The sequence below is a fragment of the Nocardioides humi genome (assembly GCF_006494775.1).
Taxonomy (GTDB): domain Bacteria; phylum Actinomycetota; class Actinomycetes; order Propionibacteriales; family Nocardioidaceae; genus Nocardioides; species Nocardioides humi.
In genome coordinates this window covers 379,169-391,905 of record NZ_CP041146.1, presented here as the reverse complement: position 1 = coordinate 391,905, position 12,737 = coordinate 379,169, and the positions used below count along the sequence as shown (strand labels likewise).

The 12,737-nt window shown below is 72.4% G+C and carries 10 protein-coding genes and 1 pseudogene; 9 read left to right on the top strand and 2 right to left on the bottom strand.

The window, feature by feature from the left end; genetic code table 11:
* The first annotated feature begins 79 nt into the window (after nt 1-79).
* The 5 genes from FIV44_RS01875 (at nt 80) to FIV44_RS01855 (ending at nt 6,336) form a co-directional block, all read left to right on the top strand.
* Entirely contained in the window at nt 80-1,828 is a 1,749-nt protein-coding gene (locus FIV44_RS01875; protein WP_141003015.1) for a hydroxysqualene dehydroxylase, read from the top strand.
* A gap of 23 nt (nt 1,829-1,851) precedes the next feature.
* Nucleotides 1,852-2,217, top strand: a complete 366-nt coding sequence (locus FIV44_RS01870; protein ID WP_141003014.1) for a DoxX family protein — start codon at nt 1,852-1,854, stop codon at nt 2,215-2,217.
* 115 nt (nt 2,218-2,332) lie between these two features.
* Nucleotides 2,333-4,099, top strand: a complete 1,767-nt coding sequence (locus FIV44_RS01865) for a proline--tRNA ligase (protein WP_141003013.1) — start codon at nt 2,333-2,335, stop codon at nt 4,097-4,099.
* 4 nt (nt 4,100-4,103) lie between these two features.
* A complete protein-coding gene (scpC, locus tag FIV44_RS01860) occupies nt 4,104-5,609 on the top strand; it encodes a succinyl-CoA:acetate CoA-transferase ScpC (RefSeq protein WP_141003012.1) in 1,506 nt (501 codons plus the stop codon).
* 64 nt (nt 5,610-5,673) lie between these two features.
* Nucleotides 5,674-6,336 (top strand): HAD family hydrolase, encoded by a 663-nt coding sequence (locus tag FIV44_RS01855; RefSeq protein ID WP_246086765.1) that lies wholly within the window; start codon nt 5,674-5,676, stop codon nt 6,334-6,336.
* 376 nt (nt 6,337-6,712) lie between these two features.
* On the opposite strand, the gene FIV44_RS30140 is transcribed toward FIV44_RS01855, so the two are convergent.
* Together FIV44_RS30140 and FIV44_RS30135 are read right to left on the bottom strand one after the other, a co-directional pair.
* The gene (locus tag FIV44_RS30140; RefSeq protein ID WP_181410930.1) at nt 6,713-7,198 is read right to left on the bottom strand and encodes a ferritin-like domain-containing protein; all 486 of its coding nucleotides are present in this window, start codon (nt 7,196-7,198) and stop codon (nt 6,713-6,715) included.
* Entirely contained in the window at nt 7,195-7,698 is a 504-nt protein-coding gene (locus FIV44_RS30135; RefSeq protein WP_181410929.1) for a hypothetical protein, read from the bottom strand. The genes FIV44_RS30140 and FIV44_RS30135 overlap by 4 nt, the downstream gene beginning before the upstream one ends.
* Nucleotides 7,699-7,766: 68 nt before the next feature.
* On the opposite strand from FIV44_RS30135, the gene rimP reads away from it, so the two are divergent.
* The 4 genes and pseudogenes from rimP to infB all read left to right on the top strand — a co-directional run bounded on the left by rimP (nt 7,767) and on the right by infB (nt 12,685).
* Nucleotides 7,767-8,285 carry a ribosome maturation factor RimP gene (rimP, locus tag FIV44_RS01845; protein WP_141003011.1) on the top strand — a complete coding sequence of 173 codons (519 nt, stop codon included), beginning with the start codon at nt 7,767-7,769 and terminating at the stop codon, nt 8,283-8,285.
* Nucleotides 8,285-9,265 (top strand): transcription termination factor NusA, encoded by a 981-nt coding sequence (nusA, locus tag FIV44_RS01840; protein ID WP_141003010.1) that lies wholly within the window; start codon nt 8,285-8,287, stop codon nt 9,263-9,265. The genes rimP and nusA overlap by 1 nt, the downstream gene beginning before the upstream one ends.
* A gap of 108 nt (nt 9,266-9,373) precedes the next feature.
* Nucleotides 9,374-9,736, top strand: coding sequence for a YlxR family protein (locus FIV44_RS01835; protein ID WP_281285793.1), 363 nt, complete (start codon nt 9,374-9,376; stop codon nt 9,734-9,736).
* Between the two features lie 95 nt (nt 9,737-9,831).
* Nucleotides 9,832-12,685, top strand: a pseudogene (infB, locus tag FIV44_RS33795) (translation initiation factor IF-2).
* Nucleotides 12,686-12,737 lie beyond the last annotated feature (52 nt).

Here is a 12,737-nt window from a genome sequence, read left to right as displayed (position 1 = left end):
TGATGTGGTGTGGATCACGATACTCGCTGCCAACGGATACCGACACTGGTGTCGGTTGGAGATCATGGGGTGATCGCCGATGGCGCAGCTGGACCGTCGTACCTTGCTCACGTCCGCGGGCGCCGTCGGCGCCGGCGTGGTCCTCGCCGGGACCGGCCTCGCGCCGGCCTTCGCCGCGACGCCGGGCCGCCGGGTCGCCGTGCTCGGCGGAGGCATGGCCGGCCTGACCGCGGCGCACGAGCTCGTCGAGCGCGGCTTCGAGGTCACCGTCTTCGAGCCGTCCGCCTGGGGCGGCAAGGCCCGCAGCATCCCGGTGGCCGGCACGGGCGTAGGCGGTCGCGCCGACCTGCCCGGCGAGCACGGCTTCCGGTTCTTCCCCGGCTTCTACCACCACGTGCCGGACACGATGCGCCGCATCCCGTTCGGCGACGGCACCGTCGGCGACAACCTGGTCGCCGCCAGTGGCGGCAAGTTCCTGCGCTCCGGCGACCATGCCGACGCCTTCGTGTTCGGCATCGGCCCGGACCCGCAGCAGATCCTCACCGTCGACGGCCTGCGCCGCTTCCTGCGCGACACCCTCGGCGGCCACTCCGTGCCACCCCACGAGCTCACCTACTTCGTCGAGCGACTGCTGGTGTTCCTCACCAGCTGCGACGAGCGCCGGCTCGGGCAGTGGGAGAAGGTCAGCTGGTGGGACTTCGTCGGCGCGGAGAGGCGCTCGAAGCCCTACCAGCAGATCCTCGCCGCCGGCCTGACCCGCAACCTGGTCGCGGCGAAGGAGACCGTCGCCAGCACCCGCACCATCGGCACCATGGGCGAGGCGTTCGTCTACAACATCATGGGCCGCGGCAACGACGGCGCCCTCGACCGGGTGCTCGACCTGCCTACCGACGAGGCGTGGATCGACCCGTGGCTGACCTACCTGCGCGGGCGCGGCGTCCGCTTCGTCGGCGGCCAGGGGCTGGTCCGCTACGAGACCGCCGGCGGCCGGGTCGCCGCCGCGGTCCTCGCCGACGCCGCCGGTACGACGAGCCGCGTCGAGGCCGACTGGTTCGTCAGCGCCATGCCGGTGGAGCGGGTGGTGCCGACGCTCACCGCCGACGTACTGGCGCTGGACCCCGGCCTGCAGCGGCTCGCCGCGCTCGACACGGACTGGATGGTCGGCATCCAGTTCTTCCTGCGCGCGCCGGTCGACATCACCCACGGCCACATCACCTTCATCGACTCCCCGTGGGCGCTCACCGCCCTGACCCAGGGGCAGTTCTGGGAGGACCGCGTGATCGCGCGCGACTACGGCGACGGCGACGTCGTCGACATCCTCTCGGTCGACATCTCCAACTGGGACGCGCCCGGCGTCCTGCACGGCCGGCCGGCCAAGGAGTGCAGCCCCCAGCAGATCGCCGACGAGGTGCTGGCGCAGATCCGCGACCACCACACCGCCGGCGACCTGCTGCCCGACGGCGTCGTCCACTCCTGGTTCCTCGACCCGGGCGTGCAGTGGGACGCCGCGAGCCGCCGCAACACCAACGAGACGCCGCTGCTCGTCAACACGGTCGACTCCTGGAGCAGCCGGCCCACCGCGCGCACGAGGATCCCCAACCTGCTGATGAGCGGCGACTTCGTGCAGACCGACATCGACCTCGCGACGATGGAGGGCGCCAACGAGTCGGCCCGCCACGCTGTCAACGCGATCCTCGACGAGGTGGGCTCCCCGGCGGCCCGGGCGGCGACCTTCCGGCTCTACGACCCGCCGGAGTTCACCGCGCTCAAGCAGACCGACCGGGTGCTCTACAAGCTCGGCATGCGCAACGTGCTCGACCTGGGCTGACCGCTGCTGGGAGGCTGGGCGGCATGAGCGTCCCCTTCACCGCCAAGGCCGTCACCGGCGCCTTCCTCGTCAGCGGGGTCGTGCATCTCGTCCGGCCCCAGGTGTTCGAGCCGCTGATCCCGGAGCAGCTCCCGGCCCCACGCCAGCTCGTGATCTGGAGCGGCGTCGCGGAGCTGGCCTGCGCCGCCGGCATGATGCACCCGCGGACCCGCCGCGCCGCGGCGTACGCCGGTGCCGCCCTGCTCGTCGGAGTCTTCCCCGGCAACGTGAAGATGGCGCTCGACGCGCAGCGCGGCGACAACACCATGCTCAAGGCCGGGACGCTGGCCCGGCTCCCGCTCCAGCTGCCGATGATCCGCGGGATGCTCGAGGCCGCACGCGAGGCCTGAGCCGTTACTGGTTCGCCGTCGTGTCGGGCGCGCCCGTAGGCTTCGGCCCGTGAGTTCACCCCACGGAAATGCTCGCTTCGCTCCGCTTTCCGCGGGGACCCCGAAGCTCCTGCGGATGTCGACCCTGTTCGTCCGGACCCTGCGTGAGGACCCCTCGGACGCGGAGGTCCCGAGCCACCGGCTGCTGGTGCGGGCCGGCTACATCCGCCGCGCCGCGCCGGGCATCTACACCTGGCTGCCGCTCGGCCTGGCCGTGCTGCGCAGGATCGAGGGCATCATCCGCGAGGAGATGAACGCCATCGGCGCCCAGGAGGTCACCTTCCCGGCGCTGCTGCCCCGCGAGCCCTACGAGGCCACCGGTCGCTGGACCGAGTACGGCGACAACATCTTCCGGCTCCAGGACCGCAAGGGCGCCGACTACCTGCTCGGCCCGACGCACGAGGAGATGTTCACGCTCCTGGTCAAGGACATGTACAGCTCCTACAAGGACCTGCCGCTGAGCCTCTACCAGATCCAGACCAAGTACCGCGACGAGGCGCGGCCCCGCGCCGGGCTGCTGCGCGGGCGCGAGTTCACCATGAAGGACTCCTACTCCTTCGACGTCAGCGACGCCGGCCTCGACGCGTCGTACCAGAGGCACCGCGACGCCTACGTCCGGATCTTCGACCGGCTCGGCTTCGACTACGCCATCGTCAAGGCGACCGCCGGCGCGATGGGCGGCTCGAAGTCGGAGGAGTTCCTCGCCAAGGCCGCGGTCGGCGAGGACACCTACGTGCGCTGCACGCGCTGCGACTACGCCGCCAACGTCGAGGCCGTCCAGGTGCGCCCGCCCGCGCCCACGCCGTACGACGCCGTGCCGGCCGCCCACGCCGAGGCGACCCCCGACACCCCGACCATCGACACCCTGGTCGACCACCTCGACGCGGCCTTCCCGCGCGAGGACCGCCCGTGGGCGGCCGGCGACACCCTCAAGAACGTGCTCGTCGTGCTCAAGCACCCCGACGGCACCCGCGAGCCGCTCGCCATCGGCGTCCCCGGCGACCGCGAGGTCGACCAGAAGCGCTTGGAGGGGCAGCTCGAGCCGATCGAGGTCGAGCCCATGGACGAGGCGGAGCTGGCGAAGCACCCCGCGCTGGTCAAGGGCTACATCGGTCCCGGCGTGCTGGGGGAGGAGAGCGCCAGCGGCATCCGCTATCTCGTCGACCCCCGCGTCGCCGAGGGCTCCCGCTGGGTCACCGGCGCCGACGTCGCCGGCTCCCACGTGATCGACCTGGTCGCGGGCCGCGACTTCACCCCCGACGGCACCATCGAGGCCGCCGAGGTCCGCGACGGTGACGCCTGCCCCAACTGCGAGGACGGCGTGCTGGAGTCCGCGCGCGGCATCGAGATGGGCCATGTCTTCCAGCTCGGCCGCAAGTACGCCGAGGCGCTCGACCTCAGGGTCCTCGACGAGAACGGCAAGCTGGTCACCGTCACCATGGGCTCCTACGGCATCGGCGTCACCCGCGCGGTGGCCGCGATCGCCGAGAACACCCTCGACGAGATCGGCCTGTGCTGGCCGCGCGACGTCGCCCCCGCCGACGTCCACGTGGTCGCCGCCGGCAAGGACGAGGCCGTCTTCGCCGCGGCCGAGGAGCTCGTCGCCGGGCTCACCGCCGCCGGCCTCGACGTCCTCTACGACGACCGCGCGGGCAAGATCAGCCCCGGCGTGAAGTTCAAGGACGCCGAGCTGATCGGCGTACCGACGATCGTCACGGTCGGCCGCGGCGTGGCCGACCCCGACAACAGGGTGATCGAGGTCAAGGACCGTCGCACGGGAGAGCGGACCGAGGTCGCGCTCGACGTGGCGGCCGACGAGATCCGGGCCCTGGTGCGGGGCTGACCCGATGGCCCGCGTGACCTGCCCGGTCCTCGGGCGGCGCATCGCCACCGCCGAGGAGGCGGCCGCGCACATCCGGCCCGGCGACTCGGTGGGCATCAGCGGCTTCACCGGCGCCGGCTTCCCCAAGGCGGTGCCCCAGGCCCTGGCCCGCCGGATCGGCGAGGCGCACGCGCGCGGCGAGGAGTTCCGGATCGGACTGTGGTCGGGAGCGTCGACCGGGCCGAGCGTCGACGGCGCCCTCGCCGAGGTGCACGGCCTCGACAAGCGGCTGCCCTACAGCTCGGACCCCGCGCTGCGGAGGCTGATCAACAGCGGGGAGGTCGACTACGTCGACGCCCACCTGTCGCACTCGGCGCAGCAGGCGTGGTTCGGCTTCTACGGGCCGCTCGACGTCGCGGTCGTCGAGGTCGCCGCGATCCTGCCCAACGGACTGCTCGTCCCCGGCACCTCGGTCGGCAACAACAAGACCTGGCTGGACCGTGCGGAGAAGGTGATCCTCGAGGTCAACCGCTGGCTGCCGCGCGACCTCGAGGGCTTCCACGACGTCTACTACGGCGCGGCCGTGCCCCCGCACCGGATCCCCATCCAGCTCACCCACCCGCTGCAGCGGATCGGCGATCCGTACCTGCGCGTCGATCCCGCCAAGGTGGTCGCCGTCGTGGAGACCGACGCGCCCGATCGCAACAGCCCGCTCGACGCGCCGGACGACAGCTCGCGCGCGATGGCCGAGCTCCTCGTCGACTTCCTGCGGCACGAGGTGCGCGCCGGGCGGATGCCGCCCGGCCTGCTGCCGCTGCAGTCCGGCGTCGGCAGCACGCCGAACGCGGTCATGGAAGGGCTGCTCCACGCCGAGTTCGAGGGCCTCACGTCGTTCACCGAGGTGATCCAGGACGGCCTGCTCGACCTGCTGGACGCCGGCAAGCTGGCCTCGCTCTCGGCCACCTCCTTCGGGCTGTCCCCGGCCGGGCAGCAGCGCTTCCTCGACAACGTCGGCTCCTACAAGGGCCGGATCCTGCTGCGCAGCCAGGAGATCTCGAACCACCCCGAGCTGGTCCGCCGGCTCGGCGTCATCGCCATCAACGGCATGATCGAGGCCGACGTCTACGGCAACGTGAACTCCAGCCACGTCATGGGATCGGCGATCATGAACGGCATCGGCGGCTCCGGCGACTTCGCCCGCAACGCCTACCTCAACTTCTTCGTCTCCGACTCGCTGGCCAAGGGCGGCCTGATCTCCTCGATCGTGCCGATGGTCAGCCACGTCGACCACACCGAGCACGACGTGCACGTGCTGATCACCGAGCAGGGCCTGGCCGACCTGCGCGGCCTGTCGCCCTCGGACCGCGCCGACCGGGTGATCGCCCACTGCGCGCACCCCGACTACCGCGACCGGCTGCGCGACTACGTCGACCGGGCCCGCGCGGCCCGCCCGGAGGCCCGGCACACGCCCCACCTGCTGGAGGAGGCGCTCGGCTGGCACGCGGCGTACCTGCGCGACGGGAGGATGTGACGATGGGCATGCGTGACACGGGCGTCGAGGCGGTCATCTTCGACTGGGGCGGCACGCTCACGGCGTGGCACGACATCGACTTCCACGCGGAGTCGCTCGCGCTGGCGCAGGCGGTGCTGACGACGCCGGACACCTCCGACGACCACCACGCCCACGCCGCCCGGCTGCACGAGGCGGGCAGCGTGATCTGGGGTCGCAGCCGCGACCACCAGCGGAGCGCGACGATCGCCGACCTCTTCGAGGCCGCCGGGCTCGACCACGACCCGGACCTGCTCGACGCCTACTACGCGTTCTGGGAGCCGCACACCCTCACCGACCCGGAGGTGGCGCCGCTGTTGGCTGGCTGCGCGCGGAGGGGATCCGGGTCGGCGTGCTGTCCAACACGATCTGGCCCCGCGCCTGGCATCGCGGGTTCTTCGAGCGCGACGGGGTGCTCGACCTGATCGACGGCGACGTCTACACCAGCGAGGTGCCGTGGACGAAGCCGTCCCCGCAGGCCTTCCGCGCCGCGATGGACGCCGTCGGCGTCGCCGACCCGGCTGCCTGCGTGTACGTCGGCGACCGGCTCTTCGACGACGTGTGGGGCGCCCATGGCGCCGGGATGCGCGCGATCCACGTCCCGCACAGCACGATCCCGGCCGACCAGCACGGCCACACCGAGGGCCGGCCGGACGCAGTCGCCCGGCGCCTCGCCGACCTCCCGGAGCTGCTCGCTCCCTGGCGCTGACCGCCGTCTCGCGGCCGTTGTCCGCGGCTCGGGTGAGGGTCACCTCACCTGCAGGTTTGTGCAGTGCACATTTATGAGGATCGCCATCGCGAGACCGCGTGCCCGTTCTGTTGCATGATTGTGCACGGCGATCGGTGAGCCCCACCTCTCCCGTCGCCGATGACCGTTGTCCCCGGTCACCAGCGGTTCGCGACCCCGACTTCGGGGGACGTCTCGGGAGTTCCCCGGATGTCGGAGGTCGCGAACCGTTGGTTTTGGGCCGAGCGTGTCGGATACCGAGCTCGCCGCCCGGTCCTCGCTCCGCTCGGACCGCGGGCTTCGCTCGGTGCGGGGCTGGTTCGCGGCCAGACGTTGGTCGTCGCGGCTGCTTCGGCTCTCAGAGGCCGGGGAGGCGGTCCGGGCGGGCGCCGAAGCCCAGGCCGCGCACGGCGGCGTCGAGCAGCGCGTCGATCGCCCACGTCCGGGCGTCCTCGGTGGTGCTGGCCACGAGATAGGCGTAGGTCGCTGCGGCGGACTCCTCGAGCGCCCGCGCCCGGGCGGTGACGCCCTCCGGCGTGCCGAGGTCGGCGGGCAGCCCGTAGCCGGGCTCGGCCGCGACCGGGTCGACGCCGGCGGCGTGCAGCCGGGCCATCAGGTCGTCGCGCCGGGTCCGGTGGATCGTGTACGCCGACGTCAGGGCGGCGTACAGCGCGGGGCTGCCGGACTGCGAGGTCTGCCCGCCGAGGACGCCGTAGACGAAGACGGCGGCGTGCTCGGCCGCGAGCGTGGTCTGCAGGGCGGTGATCGCGGGGTCGGCGTCGCCGGACGGAGGAGGCGACTGAGGCGACTGGGGAGACGGCGCCGGGGTGGGCGTCACGGTCATGCCAGCACCGCCCGCTGCTGGGCGATCGCGGCGGCCATCGCGGCCAGCACCTGGGCCAGCGCGCCGCTCCGGGCCTGCTGGGCGGCGCCGACGAGCCGCTCCTGGAGGTCGGCCTCCGCGGCCAGGAGGGCGGCCCGGGCCGGCTTCCGGGCGGCGGCGACCTGCGGCGGGTCGGTGGTGGCGGTGCCGCCGAGCTCGGCCGCGTGGGCGTCGTGGAGGCGCGCCAGGCGGGAGCCGATCCGGGCCAGGCCCGGGAACGCCGTACCGGTGGCGGTGGCCAGCGCCCCGGTGGCCGCGATCGCCTCGAGGATCCCCTCGACGAGGGTGCTGTCGGCGTCGGCCGGGGGCGCGGTCGGGGTGACGGCGCCCGACACGCCCGGGTCGTCGTCGCCGCCGAGGACGTCGTCGAGCAGGTCGCATCCGGCGAGCGCCAGCGCGGCCCCGCCGAGCCCACCGGCCAGGACCAGGCGTCGCGGGACGGACGCGGGACTGTCGGGCACCCGGCGACCCTATATCGGCGGGTAGGGTGGGCCCGCACAGCCACAACAGGACACGGGGAGGACTCACCATGGGTACTCATTCCGCTCAGGGAGCGACAGCAGAGCGGATCGAGCACGTCCTCGTCGCTCCTCTCGCCGAGCTGGGCCTCGATGTCGAGGCCGTCGAGCTCACCCCGGCCGGGAAGCGCCGGGTGCTGCGGATCGCCGTCGACACCGACGGCGGGCTGACGCTCGACGATGTCGCCGCCGCCACGAAGGTCATCGACCGGGTCCTGGAGGACGACGGTCCCGACGGCGCCGCCGACGCCCTGGGCGAGCTGCCGTACACCCTCGAGGTCACCTCCCGTGGCGTGGACCGGCCGCTGACCCTCCCGCGCCACTGGCGCCGCAACGAGGGGCGCCTGGTCAAGGCGGTGCTCGGCGGTGACGAGACGCTGACCGGCCGGATCGGGGCGTCCGACGACGAGGGCGTGCTGCTGGACGTGGACGGCGCGGAGCGCCGCATCGCCTACGCGGACGTGCGCAAGGCGCTCGTCCAGATCGAGTTCAACCGCAAGGACCGCACGAAGGACAAGGACGCCGACTGATGGACATCGACCTCAGCATCCTCCGGACGCTGGAGCGTGAGAAGGAGATCAAGTTCGACATCCTCGTCGAGGCGATCGAGCAGGCGCTGCTCACGGCGTACCACAAGACCGAGGGCTCGGTCCCGCAGGCGCGAGTCGAGCTCAACCGCAAGACCGGGCACGTGACCGTGCTGGCCGCCGAGCTCGACGACGAGGGCAACAAGATCGGCGAGTACGACGACACGCCGGACGGCTTCGGCCGGATCGCGGCGACGACGGCGAAGCAGATCATGCTGCAGCGCCTGCGCGACGCCGAGGACGAGGTGAAGTTCGGCGAGTTCTCCGGCAAGGAGGGCGACATCATCTCCGGCGTCATCCAGCAGGGCCGCAACCCCGACGACGTGCTCGTCGACCTGGGCCGGATCGAGGCCCAGCTGCCCGCCAGCGAGCGGGTGCCGGGCGAGGACTACGCCCACGGCACCCGGATCAAGTGCCTCGTGGTGTCGGTCCGCAAGGGCATGCGCGGCCCGCAGGTCACCCTGTCGCGGTCGCACCCCAGCCTGGTGAAGAAGCTGTTCGCCCTCGAGGTCCCCGAGATCGCCGACGGCACCGTCGAGATCGCGGCGATCGCCCGCGAGGCCGGCCACCGCACCAAGATCGCGGTCAAGTCCACGGTGTCCGGTGTCAACGCCAAGGGCGCCTGCATCGGCCCGATGGGCCAGCGGGTGCGCAACGTGATGGCCGAGCTGGGCGGCGAGAAGATCGACATCGTCGACTGGTCCGACGAGCCCGCGAGACTCGTCGCCAACGCGCTGTCGCCCGCGCAGGTCCAGTCGGTCACCGTCGTCGACGCGGCCGCCCGCTCGGCGCGGGTCGTCGTCCCGGACTTCCAGCTCTCGCTCGCGATCGGCAAGGAGGGCCAGAACGCCCGGCTCGCCGCGCGCCTCACCGGCTGGCGCATCGACATCCATTCGGACGAGGAGGCTTCCGAAGGAAGCTGACGAAGTCCGAGTGGATGGCGCCGGGTCGGCGTGTTTTTGCGCCGGGTCGGCGTCAACAGGCCTCCCGGTTCGTTGACTCGACACTCCAAGGGCTAGACTCAACCTTTGGTGGCACGCCGACTGAATTCCCCTGCTCGACCAGACGAACCCCGCATCGCGGGACCCGTCCGGACCTGCATCGGATGCCGGGCGCGCGCCGCCAGAAGCGAGTTGTTGCGGGTGACCGCCGGCTCGGGCCCCGACGGCCACCCGGCCGTCGTACCCGATCCTGACGGCACCGCGCCGGGTCGTGGAGCGCACCTGCACCCCACGACCGGTTGCTACGACCTCGCGGTACGTCGCAAGGCTTTTGCCCGTGCGCTCCGGATCTCCGGGGCCGCGCTGGACGACGTGCCGGTGGGGGAGTACGTCGCCCAGGCGGCCGCAGCTCGGACCGATCCGACCGACAGAGACTGGAGCAACAGCTCATGAGCACTCGATGAGTACCTCGCGATGAGCCAGTTCGTTCTGCACCACCCACCAACGGTCTAGAGATCCCTGCCGGGTCTTGGGCCAGAAGGAGAACCGTGGCCAAGACCCGAGTTTCCGAACTCGCGAAGAAGTACGGCATCCCCAGCAAGGAAGCGCTGGAGAAGCTGAGCGCCATTGGCGAGTTCGCCAAGACTGCGTCCTCGAGCATCGAGCTTCCTGCCGTCAAGAAGTTCGAGGACACCTACGGAGCCGAGCTCCTCGCCAAGATGAAGCCGGCCGCCGAGCCGGCGGGCGAGACCGCGAAGCCGGCTCCCAAGGCCCCGGCGAAGAAGGCCGCAGCCGCGCCCGCCGCCGAGGTCCCGGCCGCCCCCGCCACCCCCGCGGAGGCGCCTGCCGCCGAGGCTCCGGCCGCCACGTCGGCGCCCCGTCCGGGCCCGCGCCCGGGACCGGCCAAGGCCCCGCCGCCCCGGAGGCTCCGGAGCCCCCGGCCCAGGAGAAGCCCGCCGCTGCCGCGGCTCCGGCCGCTCCCGAGGCGCCGGCCGCCCCGAGCAAGCCGGCCGCTCCCAAGGGCCCCACGCCCAAGGCGCCGGCGCCGCGTCCGGTCGGCAAGCCCGGCGGTACGCCGCGGCCCGGCAACAACCCGTTCGCGCCCAGCCAGGGCATGGGCCGTCGTCCCGCCCCGCCGCCGCGCGAGGGCGAGGCCGGTCCGGCCGGCCCGCGCCCGCCGGCCGGTGCCGGCGGCGGTGGCCGTCCCGGCATGCCGCGCCCCAACCCGGCGATGATGCCGAAGTCCGCCGGCTCGTTCGGCCAGGGCGGACCCGGCGGTGGCCGTGGACCCGGCGGTGGCCGTGGTCCCGGCGGCCCGGGTCGTCCCGGCGGTCCCGGCGGCCGGGCCGGTGCGCCCGGTCGCGGCGGTGCGGGCGCCGGTGCGGGCGCCGGCGCTCCCGGTGGTCGCGGCCCCGGTGGCTTCGGCCCCGGCGGTGGCGGTCGTCCCGGCGGCGGTCGTCCCGGCCAGCGCGGCCAGACCCAGGGTGCCTTCGGGCGTCCGGGCGGTCCGGCGCGCCGTGGCCGCAAGTCGAAGCGGGCGCGTCGCCAGGAGTTCGAGGCCATGGAGGCCCCGACGATCGGCGGCATGCGGGTCCGCAAGGGCAACGGCGAGACCGTCCGTCTCGCCCGCGGCTCCTCGCTGACCGACTTCGCCGAGAAGATCGGCGTCGACGCGGCCTCGCTGGTGCAGATGCTCTTCCACCTCGGCGAGATGGTCACGGCCACCCAGTCGGTGGGCGACGAGACCCTCGAGCTGCTCGGCGACGAGCTCAACTACAAGGTCGAGGTCGTCTCCCCGGAGGACGAGGACCGCGAGCTGCTGGAGTCCTTCGACATCGAGTTCGGTGCCGACGAGGGCGACGAGTCCGATCTGGTCGTGCGGCCCCGGTCGTCACGGTCATGGGTCACGTCGACCACGGAAAGACCAAGCTCCTCGACGCGCTGCGCGACGCCAACGTGGTCGACAAGGAGGCCGGTGGCATCACCCAGCACATCGGCGCCTACCAGGTCCACACCGAGGTCGACGGCGACGACCGCCGGATCACCTTCATCGACACCCCGGGTCACGAGGCGTTCACCGCCATGCGTGCCCGCGGTGCCCAGGCGACCGACATCGCCGTCCTGGTGGTCGCGGCCGACGACGGCGTGATGCCGCAGACGATCGAGGCGCTCAACCACGCCAAGGCGGCCGACGTGCCGATCGTGGTCGCGGTCAACAAGATCGACAAGCCGGAGGCGGACCCGACCAAGGTCCGCGGCCAGCTCTCCGAGTACGGCCTGGTGCCCGAGGAGTACGGCGGCGACGCGATGTTCGTCGACGTCTCGGCCAAGGCGGGCCTCAACCTCGACAAGCTGCTCGAGGCGATCGTGCTCACCGCCGACGCGTCCCTGGACCTGCGGGCCAACCCGACCCAGGACGCCCAGGGCCTGGTCGTCGAGGCGCACCTCGACCGCGGTCGCGGTCCGGTCGCCACGATCCTGGTCCAGCGCGGCACGCTGAAGGTCGGCGACTCGATCGTCGCCGGCCCGGCCCACGGTCGCGTCCGCGCCATGCTCGACGAGCACGGCCAGGAGCTGGAGGTGGCCGACCCGGCCCGTCCCGCGATGGTGCTCGGCCTCTCGTCCGTCCCGGGCGCCGGCCAGAACTTCATCGTGGTCGAGGACGACCGGATGGCGCGCCAGATCGCCGAGAAGCGGGAGGCGCGCGAGCGTGCCGCCCTGCAGGCCAAGCGCCGCGTGCGTCGTACCCTCGAGGACTTCATGGCCTCCATGGAGAAGGGCGAGAGCCAGGAGCTCAACCTCATCCTCAAGGGCGACGTGTCCGGCTCGGTCGAGGCCCTCGAGGACGCCCTCGCGCAGATCGACGTGGGCGAGGAGGTCAGCCTGCGGGTCATCGACCGCGGTGTCGGTGCGATCACCGAGACCAATGTCGACCTGGCCGCGGCGTCCGACGCGATCATCATCGGCTTCAACGTCCGCCCGCAGGGCAAGGCGGGTCAGATGGCCGAGAAGGAAGGCGTCGAGATCCGCTACTACTCGGTCATCTACCAGGCGATCGAGGAGATCGAGGCGGCGCTCAAGGGCATGCTCAAGCCCGAGTACGAGGAGCAGACCCTGGGCCAGGCGGAGATCCGCGCGATCTTCCGCTCGTCCAAGATCGGCAACATCGCGGGCTGCATGGTCATCGGCGGCGTCATCCGCCGCAACGCCAAGGTCCGTGTGCTCCGCGACGGTGCGGTCATCGCCGACAACCTCGACCTGGCCTCGCTCAAGCGGGAGAAGGACGACGCGTCGGAGGTCCGGGAGGGCTTCGAGTGCGGTCTCGTGCTCAAGAACTTCCAGGACATCAAGGAGGGCGACATCGTCGAGGCCTTCGAGATGCGGGAGATCCCGCGGGGCTGACACACCGACCCGTCGCAAATGTGCGCCTCATGCGGCACATTTGCGACGGGTC

What these genes read in the sequence shown, in the direction of transcription:
- FIV44_RS01875 (WP_141003015.1), top strand. Translation starts at nt 80, where the DNA reads ATGGCGCAGCTGGACCGTCGTACCTTGCTCACGTCCGCGGGCGCCGTC.
- FIV44_RS01870 (WP_141003014.1), top strand. Translation starts at nt 1,852, where the DNA reads ATGAGCGTCCCCTTCACCGCCAAGGCCGTCACCGGCGCCTTCCTCGTC.
- FIV44_RS01865 (WP_141003013.1), top strand. Translation starts at nt 2,333, where the DNA reads ATGTCGACCCTGTTCGTCCGGACCCTGCGTGAGGACCCCTCGGACGCG.
- scpC (WP_141003012.1), top strand. Translation starts at nt 4,104, where the DNA reads ATGGCCCGCGTGACCTGCCCGGTCCTCGGGCGGCGCATCGCCACCGCC.
- FIV44_RS30140 (WP_181410930.1), bottom strand. Translation starts at nt 7,198, where the DNA reads ATGACCGTGACGCCCACCCCGGCGCCGTCTCCCCAGTCGCCTCAGTCG.
- rimP (WP_141003011.1), top strand. Translation starts at nt 7,767, where the DNA reads ATGGGTACTCATTCCGCTCAGGGAGCGACAGCAGAGCGGATCGAGCAC.
- nusA (WP_141003010.1), top strand. Translation starts at nt 8,285, where the DNA reads ATGGACATCGACCTCAGCATCCTCCGGACGCTGGAGCGTGAGAAGGAG.